Raw genomic sequence first — 26,377 nt, 5'->3', positions numbered from 1 at the left:
GCCCTATTGGGCAAGTGTCGGGCAAAAGTCGGATTTGCATCGGCTGGTTTGCGTGATCGGCACGATCCGCAGCTTTGCTTCGAAAGCTCGCGCGTAAGCCGGGTCCGATGCACTGGTTTCCATGCCGTCCACCGCCCCGTGCGCCATTCAACCGCTTCGTATGTCGCCCGGAGCGTCCCAAAATAAACGACAACGTGCTGATCGAAATCGGTGCCGCGATGGCGCTCTACAAGCGCAACTTCATCCTCGTGGTTGAAGACGGCGTTGGCCTCGAACTTCCGTCAAATTTGCAGGGCCTCTACCAGTGCCGCTACTCCGGCGACGAGTTGGGGATGGAAGCCACCATGAAACTCCTAAAAGCCTTCAAGGAATTTCGGGAGTAAGCGTGATCCGGGTCGGAGGACCAGCCGTGGGTTTATCTATAAAATTCCTAATAATTCAATGTTTTCAATACGGTCTGGCGGAGAGAGTGGGATTCGAACCCACGGTACGGTTTCCCGCACACACGCTTTCCAAGCGTGCGCCTTAAGCCACTCGGCCATCTCTCCGGGAGGCCCTCTCTTGAAGGGCCGAGGCGGATTTTGCAAGGGAGTGCGGGGGCGGGAGCTGAAATTTCCCCAATTGATTGAAATTATTGAATAATTGCGCCATTCCCGAGGCCCGCGCGCGCAGGTTCCGGCTTGAACCGGCGGCGGGCTTTCGCTGACGCGCAAATCAGCCAAGGTCCGTGACATGCCCATCGCACGCAGGCTCATCGTTTCCATCATGTTTGGCGCGGTTACCGCCTGTGCCGCGGCGCCCGCGCTGGCGCAATCCTGCACAAGAGCGGGCGTCGACGTGAGCTGCGACGACGGCCGGCGCGGTGTGCTCTCGGGCGACACGATCATCTGGAGCGACGGCACGCGGTCCAGCATGGCCTCGCCACATCCGAGCGTGATCGTCGGCAACAAATCGTCGGTCGTGGTCGGGCAAGGCGTATTCGTCGGCCATGGCAAGGGTGTAGCGCCGATGGAAAACCCGAGCGATCCGCGCCGCGCACGCTGCCCCGTGCTCGATGGCGCGGCGTATTGCTATTGAGACCGAGGAAGCGCGGTGCAATCGCATGTGCCGATCATGCCGCGAGTCTCGGCGCCGGGCCTCCCACAATCCCGTCAGCCCGGAAGCGCGCATGCCTCCAAACATGACTGTCCTGGCCTGCGCCGGGACGATCACATTCGGTAGATCCGCTCAGTGATAACGCGCGGCCAGATCGCCGGCGCGGCGCGGCCACAGGGTCGGCGGCTCCGGCAGCATCGAGTCGCCGCTGTGCTGCGCATCCTGCAACGCCTCGATGAAGTCGGCGAACCATTGCTGGATCGTGCCGGTGCGCAGCTTCGCCATCATCGCCTCCCAGCGCATCTGCCGCTCGGCCTGCGGCATCGCAAGCGCCGTTGCAATCGTGCGCGCCATGCCGTCGATGTCGTGCGGATTGACGAGCAGCGCGGCGTCGAGTTCGTTGGCGGCGCCGGCGAATTTCGACAGCACGAGCACGCCGGGATCGGCAGGGTTCTGGGCCGCGACATATTCCTTGGCGACGAGGTTCATGCCGTCTTGCAGCGGCGTCACGACACCGACCTGCGCGGTGCGATAAAGGCCTGCGAGCACCGCCTGGCTAAAACCCTTGTTGAGATAGCGGATCGGCGTCCAGTCCACCTCGCCATGCACGCCGTTGACATCGGTGACGAGCTTCGCGAGTTCGCTCTGCAGATTGCCGTAGGCCTCGATCGCCCCGCGTGAGGGCGTCGCGATCTGCAACAGCGACACCGACCGCTTGAGGTTCGGCTGCACCGTCCACATCCGGTCGAACGCCTTGATGCGATTGATCAGGCCCTTGGAGTAATCGAGCCGGTCGACGCCGATCGCGAGCTTCTCGCCGTTGAGGCTGCGACGCAGCCGTGAAACGTCGGGGTGCGTCATCGCCTTGGTCGCCTGCTGCGCAAACCTCTCGGGATCGATGCCGATCGGGAACACGGCGGCACGCGTGCGGCCGAACTGTGACGTAATAAAGCCATCGTGAACGGCAAGCCCGAGGTCGCACCGCGCATAGCCGAGGAAGTTCTCGCAGTCCTCCTCGGTCTGGAAGCCGATCAGGTCGTAGGCGAGCATCGCCTCGATCAGCTCACGATGATTCGGCACGCCGCCGATCACTGCACGCGCAGGCCACGGCGTATGCAGGAAGAAGCCGATCGGGCATCTCACGCCGAGATCGCGCAGCTCCGCCCCGAGCGCGAGGAAGTGATAGTCCTGGATCCAGAACGCGCAGTCCGGCTTGCGAAAGCGCAGAAGCGCACGCGCCATGAAGGCGTTCACCGCGCGATAGCTCGCATAGTCTTCCTGCGAAGCGCGGATCAGATCGGCGCGCGAATGCAGCGCCGGCCACAGCGCCGAATTGGCGAAGCCTTCGTAGTAGCCGCCGTAATGGGCGGCCGGCAGATCGAGCATGGCGAGCGCACCGGCGCCGAGGGCTTCGACTTCGGCGAACGGTTCCTTCAGGTTCCCGTCGCGGACGCGTCCGCTGGAACCAACCCATATCGCTCCGGTCTTTTCGACGACAGGCAGCAATGCCGCTGCAAGTCCCCCCGTCATGGGTTCATTGGGTTTTCCGCGCGCCACGCGGTTTGAAACGACGACGAGGTTCACCCGGTCCCCTCCTGTTGGTCAGTCGCGGCTGTTGGGCAGTCGCGTATTAACAGCCATTCATCAAGATGGTTCCTTGGCAAGGAATCTCCCAAATGAAACCAAATTCTGGCGAAGGCCGCAGGAACTCACTGGAACCCAAAAAGAAAATCTCTCGCGAGTCGCGCATTGGGACGCAAAAGAACCGCATTCGATGCGTCGCAAAGGCTTGCTGCGATTTGGTTAGGACAGGGCCACGTTCCTTTCGTCGTCGAGAAGATGCGCGAGAAATTCGCGCACATCGCTCGGCGCATCGAAATGCCCGGCGACACCGGTGGCACGGCGGCCGACGGAAAATGACAGGCCGTTGAAATCGGGCATGATCGCAAACACGGTCTCGTCGGTGACGTCGTCGCCGATGAAGAACGGACGCCGCCCCTTGAACGGCTCATGCGTCATCAACTCGCGCACGCCGCTCGCCTTGGTGAAGCCGGAATGCTTGATCTCGCAGACGCTCTTGCCCGGCAGCACCTCGATCGGCGCGTTCGGCAGTTCGGCGCGGATTAGAGACACCGCCTCGTAGATCGCCTTTTCGGCTTGCGGCGCCAGGCGGTAGTGCAGCGCGAGCGAATAGCCCTTGTCCTCGAGCAGGATTCCCGGGCTGAGCTTTGCGATCGCGGCAAGGCGCCGCTTCAACTCTTTGTCCATCGGCGGCGCGTGTGCGGCCACCGCCTCGTTGTCGGTCTGAAGCCGCATCTCGGCGCCATGGCCGCCGACGGCGGGAAACAGATCCGGTGCGAAGATCAGATCGATGTCGTTGAGCGAGCGGCCGCTGACTAGCGCCAGCGCGCCGCCGGTACGCTCGTGCAGCCGCTTCAATGTTTGCGCAAGCCCGGGCGGCACCCAGACCTCGCGCGGCGTCGGCGCCAGATCGAGCAACGTGCCGTCGATGTCGAGCAGCACCGCGGTTTCGCTCAGATGCGGAACGAGCGATGCCGGCACCGGAACGGCTTCCGGCGTTCGCGCATCGTCCGGGGCAGTGTCGTTGTCAGGCATTTCAGCCACATGATGCTTCATCTCATTCTACTCCAAAAATGCCAGCGGCCGTGCGACGGATTCGAGCGATTTGCGCTCGGCCGCCACAGCGTAGTGCCACCCGACGCCTGCCGCTGCGATCATGAGCGCCGACCCCAGGAGATAGCCGGCGAAGACGCTGTTGCGCGATCCGGTGTCGATCAGCGCACCGAACAGAGCGGGCCCTATCACGCCGCCGATGCCGGTGCCGATCGCATAGAATGCGGCAATGGCAAGCGCGCGCACCTCCAGCGGAAAGGTCTCGCTCACGGTAAGGTAGGCGGCGCTCGCGGCCGGCGAGGCGAAGAAAAAGATCACCATCCAGGCGATGGTCTGGGTCTGCGCGCTCAGCGCGCCGATCGAGAACAGATAGCCGGACAGCGCCAGCAACACGCCCGACAAGCCGTAGGTCGCCGCTATCATGATGCGGCGGCCGAGCGTGTCGAACAGCCTGCCGAGCAGCAGCGGGCCGAGGAAGTTGCCGGCGGCGAAGGGCAGGATGTACCAGCCGACATGGTTGGCCGGGATATCGAAGAAATCCGTCAGCACCAACGCGAAGGTGAAGAAGATGGCGTTATAGAAGAACGCCTGCGCGACCATCAGCGTAAGCCCAACCAGCGAGCGCTGCCGATAGGTCGAGAACAGTGTGGTGGCGACTTCGCGCAACGGAGTGTGGTCGCGCATCCTGAGCTTGATCGTGTCGAAGCCCTTGCTCGACTGTTCGCGGCCAAGGACGGACGTCTCGATGTCGGCGACGATTCTGTGCGCCTCGTCGGGACGGCCGTGGATCATCAGCCAGCGCGGGCTTTCGGGGATCCACATCCGCATGAAAAGCACGACGAGGCCAAGGACCGCGCCGGTGAAGTAGGCGAGCCGCCAGCCATGATCCACCGCCAGCACCGCCGGATCGAGCAGGACAATCGCGCTCGCGGCGCCGATCGCGGCCCCGATCCAGAAGCTGCCGTTGATGACGAGGTCGGTCCAGCCGCGATAGCGCGCCGGCACCAGTTCCTGGATCGTCGAATTGATCGCGGTGTATTCGCCGCCGATTCCGGCGCCGGTCAGAAAGCGGAACAGCGCGTAGCTTGCGACACTCCAGGACAGCGCGGTTGCGGCGGTCGCGGAAAGATAGAGCGCAAGCGTGATGAAGAACAGCTTCTTGCGCCCGATCCGGTCGGTGAGCCAGCCAAAGCCGAGCGCGCCGAGCACTGCGCCGGCAAGATAGGCGCTGTTGGCGAGGCCGACGTCGAAGTTGGAGAATCTCATCGTCGGGCTCTCCTTCAGCGCGCCCGACAGCGCGCCGGCGAGCGTAACCTCGAGACCATCGAGGATCCATGTGATGCCAAGCGCCACCACGACGCGGGTGTGAAAGCCACTCCAGCGAAGATCGTCGAGGCGAAGCGGAATCGAGGTCTCGATGATGCGCCCGTTATCCGGCGCGGCCGGCGACTTCACCTCGTCCGTCGTCGCAGAGCTGTGCTGTATCTGCTGCGCGTTCATCAGAATAGACCAACGGGAAAAACCCTGGAACGAAGCGCTCCAAGGTTCTCACTCCCAGGATTGCGGCAAACGGGATGCCCGCCACAGCGAAATAACGCAGGCGACGCGCGGGAGTTCCCGCAGGGCGCGCGACGGGAGCGGAGTCCGCCGTAAGCTGTTTCCGGCTTGAATTGCAAGGAGGCGAATATATGGCGGCACGCAAGCACGCAACGCGCAGGACCACACGAAAATCCACCGTGAGGAAGCCGGGCAGGGCGCGCCGGAAGAGCGGAGCACGCAAGACGCCGCCGAAGCGCTGGTCACAGCGCGTGACAAGGCAAAGCGATGCGCTTGACCTCAAGCAGGGCGTCTTCAAACTGACAAGCGCAAAGAAAATCGCGGCATCGCTGAAACGCTCCGCCGAGCATAGCGCGCGCCGCAAGAGCGGCGCCTATCGATCCGCCCTGTCGATGCTGACCTTCTACATCAACCGCGCGGGCAAGAGCCTGCCGAAGACCGAACGAACGCGATTGGAGCGCGCCAGGCTGGAATTGAAGCACCAGTTCGGCCGCGATTGAATCCGTCATCCCGGCCTTCGCCGGGACGACAGAGCATCCGCTACGCTGCCCGGATATTCGCCATGAAGCGATCGAGCTCCTCGCGCAGGCGGGTGCTCTCGATCGCCAGCGTGCGCGCCGAGTTCAGCACTTCTTCCGACGCCGCGCCGGTTTCGGTCGCGCCGCGGTTGACCTCGGTGACACTGGTGGCGGCCTCGTGGGTGCCTTTCGCGACGTTCTGAACGCTGTGGGCGATCTCCTGCGTTGCCGAGCTCTGTTGCTCAACCGAGCTGGCAATCGTGGCCGCGATTTCGGAGATCTGGCCGATGGTGCCCCCGATCTCCTTGATGGCGGCGACCGATTCCTGCGTCGCGGCCTGCATGCCCGCGATGTGGTTTGAAATTTCGTCGGTCGCCTTCGCGGTCTGGCTTGCGAGCGACTTCACCTCGGCCGCTACCACCGCAAAGCCGCGGCCGGCGTCGCCGGCGCGGGCTGCTTCGATGGTGGCGTTCAGCGCCAGCAGATTGGTCTGCTCGGCGATCGCGGTGATCAGCTTGACCACGTCGCCGATCTCCTGCGCGGCACGCGACAGCTTTCCGATGCGCGTGTCGGTCCGCTCGGCCTGGCGCACCGCGGCGTCCGCGATCCGGCTCGACTCCTTCACGCGCCGGCCGATCTCGTCCACGGAGGCGGAAAGTTCTTCTGTGGCGGAAGCAACCGACTGCATGTTGCTGGACGCCTCCTCCGACGCGCCGGCCACCTGGGTCGAGAGGTTTTGCGTGGTCTCCGCCGTCCGCGTCAGCGTACCCGCCGCTGATTCGAGCTGCACCGCCGAGGCCGATACGTTTGACACGATCGAGCCAACGGCGGATTCGAATTCGTCGGCGAAGCGGATGAGTTCGGCGCGCCGGGCGGCAGCGCCTGCCTTGTTCTGGGCCTCCTGGGTCGCGGCATCGCGCTCGGCCTTGGCGATCGCCTGGAGCTTGAACTCTTCCACCGCGCCGGCCATCTCGCCAAGCTCGTCGCGCCGGCCAAGGCCCGGGAGCACGACGTCGAAATTGCCCGCGGCGAGCTCGCGCATCGCGGCGCACATCGCCGCGATCGGCCGGGAGATACCTTTGCCGAGCAGCAATGCCCAGATGAAGCCGAGCGCGAAGCCCCCGGCGGCGAGCATCAGGATCAGCCGTTCGGTCTCGCCGATCGTGGCGTGGGATTCTTTCTCAAGCCGCTTCTGGTCGGCGAGCAGGTCTGACTTCATCGCGGCCGAGCCCTGGCTGATGGCGGCGGCCGATTCGGTCATCTCGACGGTCAGTTCGTCGATGGATTTGGAGTTCTCGATCAGTTGGGCCAGCGCCTGACTGTAATCACCCAGCAGGGAGGCGACCTCCTTCAGCCCCTGGCCGACCCGCTCGCCGTTCGAAGTGATCGCGTGCAGCGCATTCTCGACGAATTTCAGCCGCGCCATCGCGCTGTTGGCGATCGTCTTGTCGCCATTGACGACGAACATGTTGGCCAACGCGGTCGCCGCCTGGAGCTGGTCGGCGACCTTCTTGGCGCCGAACTGGATCGCCCGCTGCTCGGAATCGTCGGCAGCGTTCGGGAGGTCATCGAGCTTGTAGCGCAGCGAGGTCGCAGTGCGGGCAAGCTTGTTTTGCGCGACCTGCGCACTTTCGTCCTTGAGCTTGACGATCTCGGCAAAGATCTTGGTGAAGGCACGGAACTCGCGCTCCAGCTTGGTGACCTGATCGAGGCGGGCGGGGTTGCTGGTACCTTTCATCGAGGCCAGGATGGCGTCTTTCAGGCTGGCCTCGGCGGCGAGCGCCGCCTTGGCGTCCTCTTCCTTTCCGGTCGCCACGAAATAGCGTGCCAGCGATCGGTAGGAGATCAATTCGCGGTCGATGTTGCGTGCGAGATCGGCTTCCGTGACGCTCTGGCGGTACGATTCGACGCCGGCGGAGACCCGCTCGAAGCCCATATAGGCGAAGCCCATGGTGGCTGCCGAAATGGCCAGTGTCACGGCAAAGCCGAGCATGATCTTGCCGCGGAATCGGAGGGTCGGGAATTTGATCGACAGCGATCGTTTGAGCCCCGGCATTCCAACCCCCGTCTTCATTCTGAAAACCACGCGGTGTCTGCGGCGCCCCCGCCCCCCAGACCCGGTCAGTAAAACTAGCGCAGAATGGATAAAGGTACGTAAATACGCGCCGTTTTTGGGTACGAGGCGGACGTTCGCTTTAGCGGGACGGCCGCGATACGGGCGGAGCTCCCTTAATCATGGCATCGCGCATCGCGACCAAAATCCCTGTTGCAAGTTTCAACAGCCGCTGTTTCTAATTGGAATAATTACAGAACAATCGGGAGGATAGGCGCGTGTCCACAGTCAAACTAACGGTAAACGGCAGGGCGGTCGCGGTCGACGTCGAGGACCGGACCCTTCTCGTGCAGCTCTTGCGCGAAAACCTGAACCTGACCGGCACCCATGTCGGCTGCGATACCAGCCAGTGCGGCGCCTGCGTCGTCCATGTCGATGGGCGGGCGGTCAAATCCTGCACAATGCTGGCCGGCCAGGCGGAGGGCTGTAACGTCACCACCATCGAGGGCCTCGCCAAGGGCGACGAATTGCACCCGATGCAGGCAGCGTTCCGCGACAATCACGGCCTGCAGTGCGGCTACTGCACCCCCGGCATGATCATGTCGGCGGTCGATATCGTGCATCGCCATGGCGGCAATCTCGACGAGGAAACCGTCCGGCACGAGCTCGAAGGCAATATCTGCCGCTGCACCGGCTACCACAACATCGTCAAGGCGGTGCTGGATGCGGCCAGCCGCATGAAGGTCGCGCAAGCCGCCGAATAGCAGCCTGGCGAACCACATACGATCAAGCTCATCACCGCCGATCTCGATGGAAAACGGCGGCAAATCGAAATCTCCGGTCGGGAGGACCAGACAATGGGTGTTGAAGGAATTGGCGCAAGCGTCGTGCGCAAGGAAGACCGCCGCTTCATTACAGGACAAGGGCGTTACGTCGACGACGTCAAAATGGTGGGCATGACCTACGCTCACTTCATCCGCAGCCCGCATGCGCATGCCAAGGTCAAGGGTATCGATTCGTCTGAAGCCGTGAAGATGCCCGGCGTGGTCGCCGTGCTGACCGGGCAGCAGATCGTCGACGACAAGGTCGGCAACCTGATCTGCGGCTGGGCGATCACCTCGAAGGATGGATCGCCGATGAAAATGGGCGCGTGGCCGGCGATGGCTCCGGAGACCGTGCGCTTCGTCGGACAGGCCGTCGCGGTCGTGATCGCCGAGACCAAGAACCAGGCCAAGGACGCAGCCGAAGCCGTCGTCGTCAACTACGAAGAGCTTCCGGCGGTGCCCGACATCAAGGCCGCGATCAAACCTGGCGCGCAGCAACTGCACCCCGAAGCCTCCGGCAACGTCGTCTATGACTGGCATCTGGGCGATGAAGCCGCCGTCAAGGAAGCCTTCAGCAAGGCCGCCAATGTGGTGACGCTCGACCTCACCAACAACCGCCTGGTGCCAAACGCGATGGAGCCGCGCGCGGCCATCGCGAACTATGACCAGGCCGAAGAGCATTTTACGCTCTACACGACGTCGCAGAACCCGCACGTCGCCCGCCTCGTGCTGTCGGCGTTTTACAACATCGCGCCCGAGCACAAGCTGCGCGTCATCGCGCCTGACGTCGGCGGCGGCTTCGGCTCCAAGATCTACATCTATCCGGAAGAGATGGTGGCGCTGTGGGCCTCGAAGAAGATCAACCGCCCGGTGAAGTGGACCGGCGACCGCTCGGAAGCCTTCCTCACCGATGCGCATGGCCGCGATCATGTCTCGAAGGCCGAAATGGCGTTCGATAAGGACAACAAGATCCTTGGCCTCAGGGTGAAGACCCACGCCAATTTCGGCGCCTACATGTCCCTGTTCTCGTCGGCGGTGCCGACCTATCTGTACGCGACGCTGCTGTCGGGCCAATATGTGATCCCGGCGATCTACGCCGAAGTGATGGGCGTCTACACCAATACCACGCCGGTCGACGCCTATCGCGGCGCCGGCCGCCCCGAGGCGAGCTATCTGCTCGAACGCATGATGGAGACCGCGGCGCGGCAGTTGAAGGTCGATCCGACCGAACTGCGCAAGAAGAACTTCATCACCCAGTTCCCGTATCAGACGCCGGTCATCATGGCCTATGACATCGGCGACTTCCATGCGTCGCTCGACGCGGCCATGAAGGCGATCGACTATGCCGGCTTCTCCGCCCGCAAGGCCAAGGCCAAGGCGGACGGCAAGCTGCGCGGCATCGGAGTCTCCTGTTACATCGAGGCCTGCGGCATTGCGCCGTCAAAGGCAGTCGGCAGCCTGGGCGCCGGCGTCGGCCTGTGGGAATCAGCGGAAATCCGCGTCAATCCGGTCGGCACCATCGAGGTGCTGACCGGCTCACACAGCCACGGCCAGGGTCACGAGACGACATTCTGCCAGATCATCGCGGAGCGTCTTGGCGTGCCCTTAAGCCAGGTCTCGATCGTCCACGGCGATACCGACAAGGTGCAGTTCGGCATGGGCACCTATGGATCGCGCTCGATCGCGGTCGGCGGTACGGCGATCGTGAAGGCGATGGAGAAGGTTGAAGCCAAGGCCAAGAAGATCGCCGCGCACGCGCTCGAAGCCTCCGAGAGCGACATCGTGATCGAGAACGGCGAGTTCAAGGTCGCTGGTACCGACAAGTCGATTGCGTTGCCGATGGTCGCGCTCGCGGCCTACACCGCGCACAACCTGCCCGAGGGCATGGAGCCCGGCCTGAAGGAGACAGCGTTCTACGATCCGACCAACTTCACCTTTCCGGCCGGCGCCTACATCTGCGAACTCGAGGTCGATCCGGGCACCGGCAAGACCTCCTTCGTCAACTTCGTCGCTGCCGACGATTTCGGCCGGCTGATCAACCCGATGATCGTCGAGGGCCAGGTCCATGGCGGTCTCGCACAGGGCATCGGCCAGGCACTGCTCGAAGGCGTGGTCTATGACGGCACCGGTCAGCTCGTGACCGCGTCATTCATGGACTACACCATGCCGCGGGCCGACGACCTGCCGTCGTTCCAGCTGTCCCACACCACGACGCTGTGTCCTGGTAATCCACTCGGCGTCAAGGGCTGCGGCGAGGCCGGCGCGATCGGCGCATCCGCTGCCGTGATCAACGCGATCACGGACGCCATCGGCAACAACAAGCTGGAAATGCCTGCGACGCCCGGTCGCGTCTGGCACGCCATTCACGGTTGAGGAGGGAACGCCATGTACGAGACACATTATCACCGCGCTTCCTCGGTCGACGACGCCGCGGCGCTGTTCGCGAAAGGCACGGACGCAAAATTCCTTGCCGGCGGGCAGACCCTGCTTCCCGTGATGAAGCAGCGCCTCGCCGCGCCCTCCGACGTGATCGACCTTGGCAAGATCAAGGACCTGATAGGCGTCGAGGCCTCGGGCGATACGCTGACCATCAAGGCAGCGACCACGCACTACGATGTGGCGCAGAGCGATGCGGTCCGGAAAGCGATCCCCGCGCTCGCTCATCTCGCGTCGATGATCGGCGATCCCGCCGTGCGTCATCGCGGCACGATTGGCGGCTCGCTCGCGAACAACGATCCGGCGGCCGACTATCCGGCGGCGGTGCTGGCGCTCGGCGCGACGGTCAAGACCACCAAGCGCTCGATCGCGGCGGACGACTTCTTCAAGGGCCTGTTCGCAACGGCGCTCGAAGACGGCGAGATCATCACCGCGGTCTCGTTCCCGGTTCCGGCAAAAGCGGGCTACGCGAAGTTTCCGAATCCAGCCTCGCGCTTCGCGCTGACCGGCGTGTTCGTCGCCAAGACCAAGGCCGGCGACGTACGCGCCACGGCGACCGGCGCATCGCAAAGCGGCGTCATGCGGGTACCGGCGATCGAGCAAGCGCTGAAAGCGAACTGGTCGGCGGGTGCGCTCGGCGGCGTGACGATTTCGGCCAACGGCCTGCTCGCCGACATCCACGGTTCGGCCGAGTATCGCGCGAACCTCGTGAAAGTGATGGGACAGCGCGCGGTGACGGCCGCCGGCTGACAGCGCCTAAACACAAATGAGCTACGGCGCGCAGCGATGCGCGCCGTTCGCGTTTATCGGCCGCTCCAGGCAAAAGCCGCTTGCCACATCGCGCATTCGGCGAGACAATTTGGTTCATCAGCCATTGAAAATGCCGCCGCGCGCTGGAAAGAGAACGCAAAGCTCTGGCCGACGGCCAACATGACGCTGAGCGATCGCGACCGCCACGGCAGCAAGACCTCAGCCGCTTCCTGCCCAGCAGCATTGGAACGACAACGTGCTCGATAAACCAGCCTCTCAAGCCGCCATTCGCGCCTCCGGCCCGCTCGCCGGCTTCCGCATCGTGGAATTCGCCGGTATCGGCCCCGGCCCCTTCGCCTGCATGTTGCTCGCCGACATGGGCGCCGAGGTGATCACCCTCGATCGTGTGGGCGCCGGCAAGAATCTCAAGGCGGTCGCGGTGCGCGGCCGAAAGGTGATCGAGCTTGATTTGAAGAGCAAGGCCGCGATCGCGGAGGTGCTCGACCTGCTTGATCACGCCGACGCGCTGATCGAAGGCTTCCGCCCCGGTGTGATGGAACGCCTTGGTCTCGGCCCTGACGTCGTGCTCGCGCGCAATCCCAAACTGGTCTTTGGCCGGATGACCGGCTGGGGCCAGGAAGGCCCGCTGGCGCACGCCGCCGGGCACGACATCAACTACATCTCTATCACCGGCGCGCTTGCAGCGATCGGCCCCAGGGACAAGCCGGTGCCGCCGCTCAATCTGGTCGGCGATTTCGGCGGCGGCGCGCTTTATCTCGTGGTCGGCGTGCTCGCCGCGCTGCTGGAAGCCCGGAAGTCCGGCAAAGGCCAGGTGGTCGACACCGCGATGTGCGACGGCGCCGCGTCTCTGATGTCGATGTTCTTCGACATGAGCGCGATGGGGCGCTGGACCGAGGGACGCGACCAGAACTTCCTCGACGGCGGCGCGCATTTCTACGGCGTCTACGAATGTTCCTGTGGCAACTTCATCTCGATCGGCTCGATCGAGCCGCAATTCTACGCGCTACTCCGCCAACATGCCGGCCTGACCGACGCCGATTTCGATGCGCAGATGGACCGCAAGGCCTGGCCGGCGCTGAAGGAGAAGCTGACCAAGGTCTTCAAGAGCAAGACGCGCGAAGATTGGTGCAACATCATGGAGGGCACCGACATCTGCTTCGCGCCGATCCTCACCATGGCGGAAGCTCCGAAACATCCGCACATGGTCGCGCGCAACGTATTCGTCGAGCGTCACGGCGTGACCCAACCCGCGCCGGCGCCGCGCTTCTCTCGCACCCCCTCCGCGATCCGCGAGCCCGAGGTGGCGAAGCTTTCCGATGTGACGGCTGCATGGAAGAAATGACCGTCATTCCGGGCGCTCGTGAAGCAAGCGAAGGCGGAATGACGGAGGACGTTGCATCGAGATTTCGGGTTCGCGCCGACGCGCCCCGGACTGACGCTACGCCGCGTGATCGACCTTCAGCACACCGCGGCGGATCTGGTCTTCCTCGATCGATTCGAACAAGGCCTTGAAATTGCCTTCGCCGAATCCATCGTCGCCCTTGCGCTGGATGAATTCGAAGAATATCGGCCCGATCGCGTTCGCCGAGAATATCTGCAGCAGCACCTTGGTCTGACCGCCATCGACGACGCCCTCGCCGTCGATCAGGATGCCGTTCTTCTGCAGTCGCGCGACGTCCTCGCCATGCTTTGGCAGCCGGGTGTCGATCCGCTCGAAATAAGTGTCCGGCGGTGACGGCATGAACGGCAGGCCGGCCTCGCGCAGCGTCTCGACGGTGTGATGGATATCGCGCGCGCCGCAGGCGATGTGCTGGATACCTTCGCCACGATACGTGTTGAGATATTCCTCGATTTGCCCGGACTCCCCGGCGTCCTCATTGATCGGAATGCGGATCTTGCCGTCCGGGCTGGTCAGTGCGCGCGAGAACAGGCCCGAGGCGCGGCCCTCGATATCGAAGAAGCGGATCTGACGGAAGTTGAACAGCTTCGCATAGAAGCCGGTCCAGACATCCATGCGACCGCGATGGACGTTGTGGGTGAGGTGATCGACGTAATGGAGGCCCGCGCCGACCGGGCGCGGGTCCCTCGCGCCGAGCCATTCGAACTCAGCGTCATAGGGCGAGCCCTTGGCGCCGTAACGATCGACGAAATAGAGGAGGCTGCCGCCAATGCCCTTGATCGCGGGAACGTCGAGCACCTTATGCGCCGGTGAAACATCGGCCGGCTCGGCGCCCAGCGCAATCGCGCGCTCATAAGCATGCGTGGCGTCGACCACGCGGAACGCCATTGACGGCGCGCACGGCCCGTGGGCGCTGATGAAGTCGAAGCCGTGGGTGCCGGTCTCCTCGTTGACAAGGCAATTGATGTCGCCCTGGCGATAGACGGTGATCTTCATGGTCTTGTGGCGGGCAACCGGCACATAGCCCATCAGCTTGAAGAGCGCATGCAACTCTTCCGGATTGGGATGAGCATATTCGACGAACTCGAAGCCGTCGGTACCCATCGGATTGTCGGCGCTGATCTCGGCCGGCGGCGCATCGTGCGGAAACGGACCCATTGTGGAATCTCCAGATCTGGCTGGAAGGAATTTTCTGCTCTGCCGGGCGCAAAGTGCGTGCAAAATGGTTCAAAGCTGGCTAGGATCACGCACGATCCGTGCACTAAATCGCCATTCAGCGCATGATCCCAGTCGACGCCTTCGACCTCAAGATGCTGGCCGCTCTGCAGGACGATGGCCGGCTGACCAACCAGGAGCTCGCCGAGCTCGTTGGCCTCTCCGCCTCGCAATGCTCCAGGAGGCGAATGCGGCTCGAGGAGGAGAAGGTCATATCCGGCTACCACGCCGACCTGGCCGGAGAAGTGCTCGGCTTCGGCCTCATCGCCTTCATCCACATCACGCTGGCGACCCATTCGCCCGACAACGCGAAACGGTTTCGCGAGCTGGTCAGCCGCGTCGACGACATCCAGGAGGCCTATTCGCTGACCGGCGATGCCGACTACCTCCTCAAGGTCATATTGCGCGACCTGAAAAGCCTCTCTGACATCGTCAACAACGTTTTGATGCCGCACCAGAGCGTCGCACATGTTCGCTCCTCGATCGTACTCGACCGGCTGAAGGAGAGCGCGAAGCTGCCGTTGAGCGCGCTGCAAGCATGAGGTGGCGCAAATCGAGGGAAATACGGCATTCGCTTTCGCGCCGCGATTTGCGATCATCCACCCCGATCTGGAGACGAGAGACAACCATGGCGCTGCAGTTGCGACCGAACTGCGAGTATTGCGACAAGGACCTGCCGCCGAGCGCAACCGACGCACGGATCTGCTCGTATGAATGCACGTTCTGCGCCGACTGCGTCGAGACCAAGCTCGGCAACGTCTGCCCAAACTGCGGCGGCGGCTTCGTGCCGCGCCCGATCCGGCCCGCAAAGGAATGGCGGACAGGCGTCTGTGTGACAAAACATCCGCCCTCGGACAAGCGGATGCATTTGAAATACAGCCTCGACGATGTCGCGGCGCATTCGGCGCGGCTGCGGGATGTTCGGCCGGAGGACCGTTAGGAGCGCGCCCGTCATTGCCAACGCAGCGCGGCAATCCATCGCTCCGCACACGACGACAGATCGATTGGTTCCGCCTTCGCCGAGGCTTCGGCGGATATGACGGCTGAGAGATCTACTCGGCGGCGTCGACGGTCCCCTCGACTTCCCCGAACCCGACGCGGTAGCCGTCGCCCTGGCACCAGCCGCGCATGACGAGCGAATCGCCGTCTTCGAGGAAGGTCCGCTTGACGCCATCAGCGAGTTCGACCGGCTCGGTGCCGTTCCAGCTGATTTCCAGCAGGCTGCCGCGCTGATGCTTCTCCGGGCCGGAGATCGTGCCGGACCCCAGGAGATCGCCGACATTCATCGCGCAGCCGCTCGATGCGTGGTGCACGAGCTGTTGCACCGACGACCAGTACATGTATTTGAAATTGGTGCTGCAGACCGTCCTCGCGTCGTTCATGGCACCTGCGCGCAAGCCGACCTCGAGCACGAGATCGTAGTTGTTCGGCTGCGCCTGCTTCAGATAGGCCAGCGGCGTCGGGTCCTGCGCGGGGCCCTGCGTCCTGAAGGGCTCCAGCGCCTCGCGCGTCACCACCCATGGGCTGATCGAGGTCGCGAACGCCTTGGCCTGGAACGGGCCAAGCGGCACATATTCCCATTGCTGGATGTCGCGCGCGCTCCAATCGTTGAGGATGACGAAGCCGAAGATCATCTCCTCGGCCTGCTTCTCGGTCAGCATCTCGCCCATGGCAGAGGCCTGCCCGACCACGACGCCCATCTCCAGTTCGAAATCGAGCCGCTTGCAGGGGCCGAAGCTTGGCAACTCGGCGGCCGGCGGCTTCAACTGCCCGCGCGGCCGCCGCACCTTGGTGCCTGTCACCACCACCGTCGAGGCGCGGCCGTTGTAACCAATCGGCATGTGCAGCCAGTTCGGCTGCAGCGCATTGTCCTTGCCACGGAACATGACGCCGACATTGGTCGCGTGCTCCTTCGACGAATAGAAATCGGTGTAGCCGGCGACCGCGAACGGCATGTGCAGCTTCACGTCCGCCGTCGGCACCAGCGCGCGGGCGCGCAGCTCCCTGTTGTCGCGCAGCTCCGGATGATCGGAACGCAACAACTCGCTGATTCGCGCCCGGGTTTTCGACCAGACCTTGGGGCCGAGTGCCATGAAAGGATTGAGCGAGGGCTGCGAGAATACGCCAAGCGGTCCGACGTCAAGCCGCGAGCCCTGTTCGAGCTCCCAGAGGTCGAGCACGTAATCGCCGATTGCAACGCCAACTCGCGAGGCGAGGCCGTCCTTCGACGAGAACACGCCATAGGGGAGATTCTGGATCGGAAAATCGGAGGTCGGCGCGACGTCGATGAAAGAACGAAGTTTTGGGTCGTTCGGATGGGACACCATTTCCTCCAGTTTACGCGGTCGTGACCGGGTCTGGTCCAGACAATCCACGACTTTCTCTTCCGCCGCCACGTGGACGGCCAGGCATGACGGCTCAACGTGCAACTCACATCATCGCTTGTTCGGATCGAATCTCTTCTCCAGTCCCTTCCAGCAATCCGAGTAATCATCCTGCAAGGTCGGTGACGTCGCGGCATGCTGTGTGACGCGCTGCGGGAAACGCGTCTCGAACATGAAGGCCATGGTGCCGGTCAGCTTCACCGGCTTCAGTTCGACGTTGCTGGCGTGCTCGAAGGCTTCGCGGTCGGGGCCGTGCGGCAGCATGCAATTGTGCAAGCTGATGCCGCCGGGCACGAAGCCTTGCGGCTTGGCGTCGTAGACGCCGTAGATCAGGCCCATGAACTCCGACATGATGTTCATGTGGTACCAGGGCGGGCGGAAGGTGTTGTCGGCTACCATCCAGCGCTCCGGGAAAATCACGAAGTCGATATTCGCGGTGCCAGCGGTCTCCGACGGCGAGGTCAAGACCGTGAAGATCGAGGGATCGGGATGGTCGAAGGCGATCGCGCCGACCGGCGAAAAGGTGCGCAGATCGTATTTGTACGGCGCGTAATTGCCGTGCCATGCGACCACGTCGATCGGCGAATGCGGTAGCGTCGTTTTGAACAACGACCCGCCCCATTTCACATACAGCTCGGTCGGCGTGTCCTTGTCCTCGTAGCTCGCGACCGGCGTCAGGAAGTCGCGCGAGTTGGCGAGGCAGTTGGCGCCGATGGGGCCGCGCTCCGGCAACGTGAAGGCGCCGCCATAGTTTTCGCAGACATAACCGCGCGCGGGACCTGAGGGTATCTCGACACGGAATTTCACGCCGCGCGGGATCATCACGATCTCGCCCGGTTCGGCATCGATGCGGCCGAACTCGGTGACCAAGCGCAGATTTCCCTGCTGCAGCACGAACATCATCTCGCCATCGGCATTGTAGAAATGCTGATCCACCATCGATTTGGTGATGAGATAGACGTGAGCGGCCATGCCGGCCTGCGTATCTGCGTCGCCCGCCGTGGTCATGGTCTGAACGCCCTGAAGGAAGGTCTGGTCCTCCTTGGGGATCGGCGCAGGGTCCCAGCGCAATTGCGCGATCGGCAGATCGTATTCGTGGCAAGGCGCGGTGCGCCATAGCCCGGCGTCCACCTTTGCGAAGCGGCCGGAGTGCTTGACCGACGGGCGGATGCGATAGAGCCAGGATCGCTCATTGGCGCCGCGCGGCGCGGTGAACGGCGAGCCGGACAATTGCTCGGCATAGAGCCCGTAGGCGCAGCGTTGCGGCGAGTTCCGCCCCATCGGCAGCGCGCCCGGCAGTGCCTCCGTTTCAAAGCTGTTGCCGAATCCGGACATGTAACCCGGTGTCACCTGCGCGCTGCTGCGCGCGATCTGATCAGGCGAGGTATTGATATTCATGCTCATCCTCCTCCTTGCAGCGCGGCCCACATCTCCTGGTCGCGCTTGTCGGTCCAGATCACGGGATCGTCGATCCCCGACGCCTCGTCATAGGCGCGGGAGACGTTGAAGGGCAGGCAGTGCTCGTAGATCGCAAAGCTCGAGAACTTCGGGTCCATCGCCTCGCGCGTCGCCGCCATCGATTCCTTCAACGTGCGGCCTTTGGCAACCGAGGCTTCGGCTGCATTGTAGAGCGTGGTGACGAAATCGCGGGTCATCGCGATTGCATCGCGCCCGGTGGCGAGCCCCTTTAGCGCATCGCCGCGGCCGGGCGCGATCGCCTTCGGATTGAAGGCGCGAATTTCGTTCAGCGTCATCGGCCATTCACGCAGATGCGCGTCGCCACAATAGCAGGCGGAGTGGTATTCGATGAGGTCGCCGGAGAACATGACCTCCGCATCCGGCACCCAGGCGACAATGTCGCCGGAGGTATGCCCGGCGCCGAGCTGCATCAGCCGCACCTCGCGTTTTCCCAGATAGATCGACATCTCGCCTTCGAAGGTCAGCGTCGGCCAGGTCAGGCCGGGGATGCTTTGGGCATCCTGGAACAGGCGGGGAAAACGGCCATATTCGGAATCCCAGTCCTGCTGGCCGCGCTCCTCGATCAGGCGAAAGGTTTCCTGCGAGGCGACGATGCCTTGGGCATGGTAGGCGGAGGCTCCCAGCACGCGCACGGCGTGATAGTGCGACAGCACGACATACTTGATCGGCTTGTCGGTGACCTTGCGCACACGCTCGATCACCTTGTTGGCCATCGCGGGCGTCGCCTGCGCGTCGAACACCAGGCAACCATCCTCGCCGACGATGACGGCGGTGTTGGGATCGCCTTCGGCGGTGAAGGCGTAGAGATCGGTCCCGATCTCGGAGAACGTGATCTTCTTCTCTGCGAGGTCAGTGGTCGAGGCAAAACCTTTGGCCATCAGTTCGATCCTGTCGGTTCTTGTCGGTGACTATTGTTGTTGCTGTTGCTGTTGCCGGCTCGTGTCCAACATTCGACGCTTGGCAAGCACGATCGCATCCCTGAGCACGTCGATGTCGCCGATATGATTGGCCAGAATCAGAACCAGCGCGGCGTCGAGATCGGCGCTTTGCGCCTCGGTCAGGCCGCGATGGGCCTCGACGATGGCGCGGAAGGCGTCGTCGGGCTTCGCGAAATTCGAGCTGGTCGACAGCGCCATGAGCAGACCTCAGTTCAGGCCGGACGCGCGCGCCAGCGCCGCATCAAGCGCCAGCCGCGAGGTTTTGCGGAATCGCGCCGCGACATAGCCGTCGGGCCGCAGCAGGTAGGCCGTATCAGGTTCGGCGTCGTAGCGCTGGCCGGCAAGCCCCTTGATGTCGACGAGACCGCCGCCGACGCGAAGCGTGCCGACGCCGTCGGGCACGTCGATCACCGCGCCATTGCCAAACGCGAGCAATGTGAAACGCGTTCCCTGTTTGATGAAGGCTTCAGTCAGATAGGTGGAACTGCCGCTTTGATCCGTCACCGGCGCGTCCGGCATCGATGCGCCCGGCCGCGGGCCGCCGCGCCAGCTGTCGCGGTCATCTGTCGACAGCGGCGTGTCATAGACCGACGGCACCGACAGGCGGCCGCCATTGACCATGCGCTTTCCGAACTCGGTTTCCGCGGCGAGCGACAGCACGGCCTCGCGCAGCCGCGCCTCCTGCCGCGTGGCCGGCGCCATGAAGTCGGTCGAGCGCGTCGACTCGCGGATGTTCTCGTCCGCTGCGGCGCCGCGCTCGACGTGATAGCTCTCGAGCAGGCCTTCCGGCGAGAGCCCGCGCAGGACACGATCGAGCTTCCACGACAGATTCTCGGCGTCCTCAAGCCCCGAATTGGCGCCGCGTGCGCCGAACGGAGAGACCTGATGCGCGGCATCGCCGGCGAAGATTACCCGGCCATGGATGAACTTGGCCATCCGCCGGCACTGGAACTTGTAGAGCGAGATCCATTCGAACTCGAACTTGTCATGCCCGAGCATGCGCGCGATCCGCGGCCGGACGTTCTCCGGCAGCTTCTCCACCGCCGGATCGGCATCCGAATTGAGCTGCAGATCGATGCGCCAGATGTCGTCCGGCTGCTTGTGCAGCAACGCCGAGCGGCCGGCATGGAACGGCGGGTCGAACCAGAACCAGCGTTCGGTCGGAAAGGCCGACGTCATCCTGACGTCGGCGATCAGAAACTGGTCCTCGAACATCTGGCCGGCAAAGTCCGCGCCCACCATCTGCCGCAACGACGAGCGGGCGCCATCGCAGGCAACGACGAAAGATGCATGCAGGCGATAGGAGCCGTCAGGGGTTGCGACCGTCAGCGCGACATGATCGTTGCGGCTCTCCAGCGCAATCACCCTGTTGCGCCAACGCAGATCGATCTCGGGCAACTGCTCGACGCGGTCAACCAGATAGGCCTCTGCATAGAATTGCTGCAAGTTGATGAAGGCTGGCCGCTTGTGGCCCTCCTCGGGCAGCAGGTTGAACTGATAGAGCTGCGAAGCGCCATGGAAAATCCTGCCGACGCTCCACACCACGCCCTTCTCGACCATGCGGTCGCCCACGCCAAGCCGGTCCCAGAATTCCAGCGAGCGCTTTGAGAAGCAGATCGCACGCGAGCCCTCACCGATCCGGTCGGCATCGTCGAGCAGCACCACGCGCTGGCCACGTTGCGCCAGATCGATCGCAAGCGACAAGCCGACCGGTCCGGCGCCGACCACTACAACCGCGTGTTCTGCGACGTTGGCTCCCGCCCGATCCTGATCGGGATGACGGCGATAGCCGAACTGGGTTTTGGCCTGTGCCATGGCGTGACCGTTCCCTGAAGCGCCGGTCTTTTACTTTTGTGGCCTGTGACGGCCTTGCGACCGAGATGCGACCTTGCTAAATTAGTCTCACATGCAACTATCTAAACTCCCTGTCGGGCTGGTCGTCAACTCAAATTGGAGGGATTTTTGGCAAGGACGTCTGCGAGCCAGCCCCCGCCCCGGCCGGGCCCCGCGGTGGAGGCCGATCCGCGCGACGACATCGCGCTGCGGAGAAAGCGCCTCGACCTGTTCCACTTCGTGCCGTTCCGCCTGAACCGTCTCGCCGCCGAGGTCAGTTCGGCGCTTTCGGTCGAATATAGTGCGCGCTACGACCTCGACATTCCGGAATGGCGCGTGCTCGCAACGCTAGGCTTCCGCAATGATGCCTGCAGCGCCCAATACATCGCGTACTGCACACGCACACACAAATCCACCATCAGTCGAGCCGTCTCGGCGCTGATGGAGCGCGAGATCGTGGAGCGCGTCGAGAACGAGGACGACCGTCGCGAATTCCGCCTGCAACTGACGCGCAAGGGCCACGCGCTCTACGAGGAACTGATCCCGCGCCTGTTGCGCAAGGAGCAGGAGATCCTGTCCTGCCTGTCGGCACAGGAGCGCCGCGATCTCGGACGCCTGCTCGGCAAGGTCGAGAAGAGCCTTGCGCTGGTCCAGACCAGCGAAGAGGCGGACGCGAAGGAAGCGTATTAGGCCCGTCGCTCTCCCACGTCCCGGCGGGGATCGGGATACGTACTCGGTGGACGGGCGGTGCTTCGCTTCGCTCGCAATGAGGGCGGAGAGACTGCGCTACGTCCTGTCGATGTGCCTTGCGATGACAGGAAAATAATTGTCCTTTGATCCCGCGTCGATCGCTTCCTGCAGGATGGTGCCGGCCAGTTCGGCGCCGCGGATCTTGACGCCGGCATCGCGCGCCAGTTCGAGCGCGTAGGACAGGTCCTTCAGCGCATATTCGGTCGAGAAGGCGCGCTCCGGAAACGCACCGGGCACGATCGCCTTCAGGCCGTGGTTGCGCAGCGCGAAGCTGTCGGCCGAGCCCTTCGACAGGGTCTCCAGCAACAGTTTTGGGTCGACGCCGTTGTGCTTGGCCACCGCGACGGCCTCCGCCAGCGCATTCACGGTCTCGAACAGCACCATGTTGTTGAGGATCTTCGTGACCTGTCCCGCGCCGACGTCGCCGCAACGGGTGACGTCGGTGGCAAAACAGCGGATCAAGGGCTCGATCGCCGCATAGAGCGCAGGCGCCGCGCCGACCATGACGCTGAGCGTACCGTCCTGCGCCGCCTGACGCGTGCGCGCAATCGGCGCATCCGCCCAGGCCGCCCCCCTGGTCTGCAACTGCCCGGCAAAGTCGCGGGTCTGGGCGACCGAGGACGTGCCGAGATCGACCACGACCTGACCGCTCCTGACGTTCCGCAGGATGCCATCGCCTTCAAACACCGCGCGCACATGTCTGGCGCTCGGCAGGCACAGGAATATCGCATCGCAATGATTGACGACGTCGCCGACCGAGTGTGCGACTTCGGCGCCGTCGGCGCGCAACCGCTGCAACGGCTCGGCCGCGAGGTCGAAGACGATCACGCGCTTGCCGCTCTTCCTTACGAGGTTGCGGCAGATCGGCTCACCCATCACGCCGAGGCCGATAAAGCCGAGCGTCTTGTAGTCGGACATGTCCAGTCTTCTCTTGGCGCGTGTCAACTTCGCTTTGAAAGCGCTTCGGCCTATTTCGCAAACGAGCGCGAGGGGGCGAGATGCAAGGCAAACGCATCGACCTTGTCACTGGCGCGCGGGTAGATCTCGCTCACGATCGGATCATGGCCGGGGATGAAACGGTCCGGATGCCCGGCGAGCCGCTCGACAATCTCCCAGCCCTGCGCCATGTCACCGACATTGTAGACGATCGGGAATGGGCTGCGCTTGTGCAGGTTCGCATAGTAATGAGCGGCGTCGGAGGCGAGGACGACGGGACCGCGCGCGGTCTCGACCCGCACCACCTGCAAGCCGTCCGAATGGCCGCCGACGCGGTGCACCGTGATGCCGGGCGCGATCTCGCCATCGCCGGAATGGAAGGCGACGCGCTCACCGTAGACATGCCGCACCATCTGCGTGACGTGCTCGATCGAGAACGGATGCCGCAGCATGCCGTTGCACATGCAGCGGCCGGTTGCGTAGCTCATCTCGCGTTCCTGCAGGTGAAAGCGGGCATTGGGGAAGCGATCGAGGTTGCCGGCGTGATCGTAGTGAAGATGAGTGACGATCACATCGCCAATCGCGTCGGCGCTGACGCCGAAGCGGGCCAGCGCATCGACGGGGTTGAGCGTCAGCTTGCGGGCCCGCAGCTTGGCTTCCTCAGCGTTGAAGCCGGTGTCGACCAGGATGTCGCGGCCCTGGCCGCGGATCAGCCACACGAAGTAATCGAGGTCCTGCGCCGTCGTGTCGTGCGGATCGGGGACAAGAAAATTCAGGTGGGGGGTGCGGGGCGACATCGTCGCATAGCGGAGTGCGTAGATCTCGTAGGCGCTTCCCATCGGTTTCGCTCTTCTTGACGTGTTGGGCTGGCTCGCCGCAGCAAGCCATCACCTGTCGCAAAGGTCAAACTGCTGATGACCGGGACGGGCGCATGACAGGGTCGCGCAGCCCCGAGAGCGGTCACATGACAGGCTTCCGGGAACCCGTTCCGTGGCGATTCGTCGTGACCCGAGATGCCTCCGCTGCGATGCACCTGATCTGTCGCGGTCAATTGTCGCAATTAACGATGACATCGCAAGCGGTTGACGAGGGGATTGGGGTGGTTTGATAATGGATTTTCGTAGGATAGAGTCGCCGAGGCGCAAGCTGGATTCGGCGCCATTTCATTTGGAATGCCGCGATCTGGATTGCTGCGATTATGAAAATCCGTCTTGCCTTACTGGCCGCCCTGGTGTTTTCGATCGCCTCGCCCGCTCCCGCCCTTGCGGCCGGCGAGCGGTTCGCGCTGATCATCGGCAATGCCAAATATCCCGACGCCGACGCGCCGCTGAAGGAGCCGATCAACGACGCACGGGACGTTGCTGAAGAACTCAAGCGCGATGGCTTTGCCGTCGAGGTCGGCGAGAACCTGACAGGCGACGGGATGCGCCGCGCCTTCGAAAAGCTCTATGCCAAGATCAAACCGGGTTCGGTCGCGCTGGTGTTCTTTTCGGGCTACGGCATCCAGTCGAACCGCCAGAGTTACATGATTCCCGTCGATGCGCAGATCTGGGCCGAGTCCGACGTCCGCCGCGACGGCTTCAGTCTCGAGGCCGTGCTCGGCGAGATCAACAGTCGCGGCGCGGGCGTGAAGATCGCGTTGATTGACGCCTCCAGGCGCAACCCGTTCGAACGCCGGTTCCGCAGCTTCTCGGCCGGGCTGGCACCGGTGATCGCGCCGAACGGGACGCTCGTGATGTATTCGGCCGCGCTGTCCTCGGTCGTCTCAGACAATGGTAGCGACCGCAGCCTGTTCGTGCGGGAACTGCTGAAGGAGATCCGCACGCCGGACCTGATGGCGGAGGAGACGCTGAATCGCACCCGCGTCGGCGTCACCCGCGCCTCGCGCCAGGAGCAGGTGCCATGGATTTCGTCCTCGCTCGCAGAGGACTTCTCCTTCATTCCTGGAAACGCGCCGCGGCCATCAAGCCCGCCGCCGAGTGAGGCGGCCGCCACGCCGCCTCCCGCTCCGCCTGCACCGCCCCAGGTCCAGGCTGCGACCGAGCCACCCGCTCCTGCGCCGCAGAAGCCGGCCGAGATCGCGCTGCCGCCGCCGCCCCCTCCGGCGCCGACCGTCGTCCAGCCAGCACCGACGACCTCGGCCAGCCCGACCACCGTCGCGCTCGCCGACGACCCGACGATCAAGAGCCTCACCGCCAAACTCAACGACAATCCCGACGATGCGGCCGCGCTCTACCGGCGCGGCCAAGTGTATGCCAGCAAAGGCGCCTACGACCTCGCGATCAAGGATTTCACCAATTCGCTGCGGCTGAACCCGAAGGACGTTGAGGCCTATAACAACCGCTGCTGGGCCCGCACCGTGATCGGCGACCTGCAGGCCGCGCTGAAGGATTGCAACGAGGCGCTGCGGCTGCGTCCCAATTTCGTCGATGCGCTCGACAGCCGCGGGCTGATGAACCTGAAGGGCGGGCAGAACAAGAACGCCATCGCCGATTTCGACGCCGCGCTGAAGATCAACCCGCGCCTGACCTCCTCGTTGTATGGACGCGGCCTCGCCAAGAAGCGGAACGGCGCGATCGCGGAGGGCGATCTCGACATCACGAACGCCAAGGCGATGGATCCTAATATTGTGAAGGAATTCGCCGAATACGGCGTCCAGTGACGCATTTTGAAGCTGCCTGCGGCATTCCTCGAACCGCGGGTGGAACTGGCAGACATATCAGAGGGTGCATGCCGGCGCGCTAGGTGCCGGCGATGATTTTTGAATATTTATTGGAACCGCGCCGATTGGCGCAGCAGGACCAAACATGTTCAAACCATCCGCGAGTCTGATTGCAATCCTTTCCATCGTGACTATCGGTGCCGCACTTTCGTGCGGCGTGGCCGCCGCCCGCGCCGGCGACGACGTCACCGAGGAGCAGATCGTCAAGGCGCTGGCATCCGAGAAGCAGCCCCTGACGCGCGGCCTCTCGGCAGCCCCCCAGGCCTCGCCCGGACTCAACGCGGAGCAGGCCAAGTTCGTCCAGAGCGTCCGCGGCCGCGCCACGCGCTCGCTGTCGACGGCCGAGCGCGAGGAGATCGCGACCATTGTCAAGCACAAACCCAAGATCGATCTCGAAATCAATTTCGACTACAACTCCGCCGACATCAGCGCGAAATCGCTGCCCTCGGTGCAGGCGCTCGGCCGCGCGCTGACCAATCCCGACCTGAAGGGCTCGACCTTCGTGGTCGCCGGCCACACCGACGCCGCCGGCGGCGAGGAATACAACCAGGGCCTCTCCGAACGGCGCGCCGATTCCATCAAGCGCTACCTGGTCGACAAATCCGGCGTCGACGGCGCCGACCTCGTGACCGTCGGCTATGGCAAGAGCAAGCTGAAGGACCCAAGCCAGCCGATGGCGGAAGTGAACCGCCGCGTTCAGGTCGTGAACATGGAAAACAAGGCGACCGCGTCCAAGTGATGGGCGTGGCGTGGCGTGATTGTTTGAGGTTAGAATGCGTCTCGCACCCCGGCGGGACGCATTTGCTTTTGGGGTGCTTCAGGGAGCAGCCATT

The 26,377-nt window shown here is 63.7% G+C and carries 24 protein-coding genes, 1 tRNA gene and 1 pseudogene; 13 read left to right on the top strand and 13 right to left on the bottom strand.

Features of this window, described 5'->3' with window-relative positions:
* Positions 1-107: 107 nt before the first annotated feature.
* Complete coding sequence (locus JQ553_RS20480; RefSeq protein ID WP_283817270.1) at positions 108-383, top strand: TIR domain-containing protein; 276 nt, start codon at positions 108-110, stop codon at positions 381-383.
* A 75-nt stretch (positions 384-458) separates the two neighbouring features.
* On the opposite strand, the gene JQ553_RS20475 is transcribed toward JQ553_RS20480, so the two are convergent.
* A tRNA-Ser gene (locus tag JQ553_RS20475) sits at positions 459-548 on the bottom strand.
* 184 nt (positions 549-732) lie between these two features.
* Here JQ553_RS20475 and JQ553_RS20470 point away from each other — a divergent pair.
* Complete coding sequence (locus JQ553_RS20470) at positions 733-1,077, top strand: hypothetical protein (protein WP_409363083.1); 345 nt, start codon at positions 733-735, stop codon at positions 1,075-1,077.
* 150 nt (positions 1,078-1,227) lie between these two features.
* Here the strand turns inward: JQ553_RS20470 and JQ553_RS20465 are convergent, their stop codons facing one another.
* The 3 genes from JQ553_RS20465 to JQ553_RS20455 all read right to left on the bottom strand — a co-directional run bounded on the left by JQ553_RS20465 (position 1,228) and on the right by JQ553_RS20455 (position 5,229).
* Positions 1,228-2,679: a trehalose-6-phosphate synthase gene (locus JQ553_RS20465; protein WP_212501805.1), complete on the bottom strand. Its 1,452-nt coding sequence runs from the start codon at positions 2,677-2,679 to the stop codon at positions 1,228-1,230.
* Between the two features lie 219 nt (positions 2,680-2,898).
* Positions 2,899-3,732 (bottom strand): trehalose-phosphatase, encoded by an 834-nt coding sequence (gene otsB, locus JQ553_RS20460; RefSeq protein ID WP_212501804.1) that lies wholly within the window; start codon positions 3,730-3,732, stop codon positions 2,899-2,901.
* A 6-nt stretch (positions 3,733-3,738) separates the two neighbouring features.
* Complete coding sequence (locus JQ553_RS20455) at positions 3,739-5,229, bottom strand: MFS transporter (RefSeq protein ID WP_212501803.1); 1,491 nt, start codon at positions 5,227-5,229, stop codon at positions 3,739-3,741.
* A gap of 188 nt (positions 5,230-5,417) precedes the next feature.
* Here JQ553_RS20455 and JQ553_RS20450 point away from each other — a divergent pair, with 188 nt between their 5' ends.
* Complete coding sequence (locus tag JQ553_RS20450) at positions 5,418-5,786, top strand: DUF3175 domain-containing protein (protein WP_212501802.1); 369 nt, start codon at positions 5,418-5,420, stop codon at positions 5,784-5,786.
* A 40-nt stretch (positions 5,787-5,826) separates the two neighbouring features.
* On the opposite strand, the gene JQ553_RS20445 is transcribed toward JQ553_RS20450, so the two are convergent.
* Positions 5,827-7,860, bottom strand: coding sequence for a methyl-accepting chemotaxis protein (locus tag JQ553_RS20445; protein WP_212501801.1), 2,034 nt, complete (start codon positions 7,858-7,860; stop codon positions 5,827-5,829).
* Positions 7,861-8,135: 275 nt separating this feature from the next.
* Between JQ553_RS20445 and JQ553_RS20440 the strand changes: the two genes are divergently transcribed.
* The 5 genes from JQ553_RS20440 to JQ553_RS20420 all read left to right on the top strand — a co-directional run bounded on the left by JQ553_RS20440 (position 8,136) and on the right by JQ553_RS20420 (position 13,230).
* Entirely contained in the window at positions 8,136-8,621 is a 486-nt protein-coding gene (locus JQ553_RS20440) for a (2Fe-2S)-binding protein (RefSeq protein ID WP_212501800.1), read from the top strand.
* Between the two features lie 93 nt (positions 8,622-8,714).
* Positions 8,715-11,054, top strand: coding sequence for a xanthine dehydrogenase family protein molybdopterin-binding subunit (locus JQ553_RS20435; protein ID WP_212501799.1), 2,340 nt, complete (start codon positions 8,715-8,717; stop codon positions 11,052-11,054).
* Between the two features lie 12 nt (positions 11,055-11,066).
* The gene (locus JQ553_RS20430; protein ID WP_212501798.1) at positions 11,067-11,867 is read left to right on the top strand and encodes a xanthine dehydrogenase family protein subunit M; all 801 of its coding nucleotides are present in this window, start codon (positions 11,067-11,069) and stop codon (positions 11,865-11,867) included.
* 36 nt (positions 11,868-11,903) lie between these two features.
* Complete coding sequence (locus JQ553_RS20425) at positions 11,904-12,134, top strand: hypothetical protein (RefSeq protein WP_212501797.1); 231 nt, start codon at positions 11,904-11,906, stop codon at positions 12,132-12,134.
* Entirely contained in the window at positions 12,124-13,230 is a 1,107-nt protein-coding gene (locus JQ553_RS20420) for a CaiB/BaiF CoA-transferase family protein (protein ID WP_212501796.1), read from the top strand. Before JQ553_RS20425 ends, JQ553_RS20420 begins: the two co-directional genes overlap by 11 nt.
* A 96-nt stretch (positions 13,231-13,326) precedes the next feature.
* Here JQ553_RS20420 and hppD read toward each other — a convergent pair whose 3' ends face one another.
* Positions 13,327-14,445, bottom strand: a complete 1,119-nt coding sequence (gene hppD / locus JQ553_RS20415; RefSeq protein WP_212501795.1) for a 4-hydroxyphenylpyruvate dioxygenase — start codon at positions 14,443-14,445, stop codon at positions 13,327-13,329.
* A gap of 122 nt (positions 14,446-14,567) precedes the next feature.
* On the opposite strand from hppD, the gene JQ553_RS20410 reads away from it, so the two are divergent.
* On the top strand, positions 14,568-15,044 hold the full coding sequence (locus JQ553_RS20410; RefSeq protein ID WP_212501794.1) for an Lrp/AsnC family transcriptional regulator: 477 nt from the start codon (positions 14,568-14,570) through the stop codon (positions 15,042-15,044).
* Positions 15,045-15,130: 86 nt separating this feature from the next.
* On the top strand, positions 15,131-15,442 hold the full coding sequence (locus JQ553_RS20405; RefSeq protein ID WP_212501793.1) for a DUF1272 domain-containing protein: 312 nt from the start codon (positions 15,131-15,133) through the stop codon (positions 15,440-15,442).
* 112 nt (positions 15,443-15,554) lie between these two features.
* Here JQ553_RS20405 and fahA read toward each other — a convergent pair whose 3' ends face one another.
* The 5 genes and pseudogenes from fahA to JQ553_RS20380 all read right to left on the bottom strand — a co-directional run.
* Complete coding sequence (fahA, locus tag JQ553_RS20400) at positions 15,555-16,826, bottom strand: fumarylacetoacetase (protein WP_212501792.1); 1,272 nt, start codon at positions 16,824-16,826, stop codon at positions 15,555-15,557.
* Positions 16,827-16,937: 111 nt separating this feature from the next.
* Positions 16,938-18,284: a homogentisate 1,2-dioxygenase gene (gene hmgA, locus JQ553_RS20395; RefSeq protein WP_212501791.1), complete on the bottom strand. Its 1,347-nt coding sequence runs from the start codon at positions 18,282-18,284 to the stop codon at positions 16,938-16,940.
* Between the two features lie 2 nt (positions 18,285-18,286).
* Positions 18,287-19,243: an MBL fold metallo-hydrolase gene (locus JQ553_RS20390; protein WP_212501790.1), complete on the bottom strand. Its 957-nt coding sequence runs from the start codon at positions 19,241-19,243 to the stop codon at positions 18,287-18,289.
* 30 nt (positions 19,244-19,273) lie between these two features.
* The gene (locus JQ553_RS20385; protein ID WP_212501789.1) at positions 19,274-19,501 is read right to left on the bottom strand and encodes a DUF2783 domain-containing protein; all 228 of its coding nucleotides are present in this window, start codon (positions 19,499-19,501) and stop codon (positions 19,274-19,276) included.
* Between the two features lie 9 nt (positions 19,502-19,510).
* A pseudogene (locus JQ553_RS20380) lies at positions 19,511-21,133 on the bottom strand (FAD-dependent oxidoreductase); the annotation flags it as partial.
* Positions 21,134-21,265: 132 nt separating this feature from the next.
* Between JQ553_RS20380 and JQ553_RS20375 the strand changes: the two are divergent.
* Entirely contained in the window at positions 21,266-21,826 is a 561-nt protein-coding gene (locus JQ553_RS20375; protein ID WP_409363082.1) for a MarR family winged helix-turn-helix transcriptional regulator, read from the top strand.
* A gap of 96 nt (positions 21,827-21,922) precedes the next feature.
* Here the strand turns inward: JQ553_RS20375 and JQ553_RS20370 are convergent, their stop codons facing one another.
* Both JQ553_RS20370 and JQ553_RS20365 read right to left on the bottom strand, forming a co-directional pair.
* Positions 21,923-22,804, bottom strand: coding sequence for an NAD(P)-dependent oxidoreductase (locus JQ553_RS20370; RefSeq protein ID WP_212501787.1), 882 nt, complete (start codon positions 22,802-22,804; stop codon positions 21,923-21,925).
* A 50-nt stretch (positions 22,805-22,854) separates the two neighbouring features.
* Positions 22,855-23,661, bottom strand: coding sequence for an N-acyl homoserine lactonase family protein (locus tag JQ553_RS20365; protein ID WP_212501786.1), 807 nt, complete (start codon positions 23,659-23,661; stop codon positions 22,855-22,857).
* 359 nt (positions 23,662-24,020) lie between these two features.
* Here JQ553_RS20365 and JQ553_RS20360 point away from each other — a divergent pair, with 359 nt between their 5' ends.
* Positions 24,021-25,484 (top strand): caspase family protein, encoded by a 1,464-nt coding sequence (locus tag JQ553_RS20360; RefSeq protein WP_212501785.1) that lies wholly within the window; start codon positions 24,021-24,023, stop codon positions 25,482-25,484.
* 145 nt (positions 25,485-25,629) lie between these two features.
* Complete coding sequence (locus JQ553_RS20355; protein WP_212501784.1) at positions 25,630-26,283, top strand: OmpA family protein; 654 nt, start codon at positions 25,630-25,632, stop codon at positions 26,281-26,283.
* Positions 26,284-26,377: the final 94 nt, after the last annotated feature.

It is taken from the genome of Bradyrhizobium lablabi (assembly GCF_018131005.1).
GTDB classification, from domain to species: domain Bacteria; phylum Pseudomonadota; class Alphaproteobacteria; order Rhizobiales; family Xanthobacteraceae; genus Bradyrhizobium; species Bradyrhizobium lablabi_D.
Note: the sequence above shows the minus strand (reverse complement) of the source record. Positions and strands in the feature narration are given on the sequence as shown.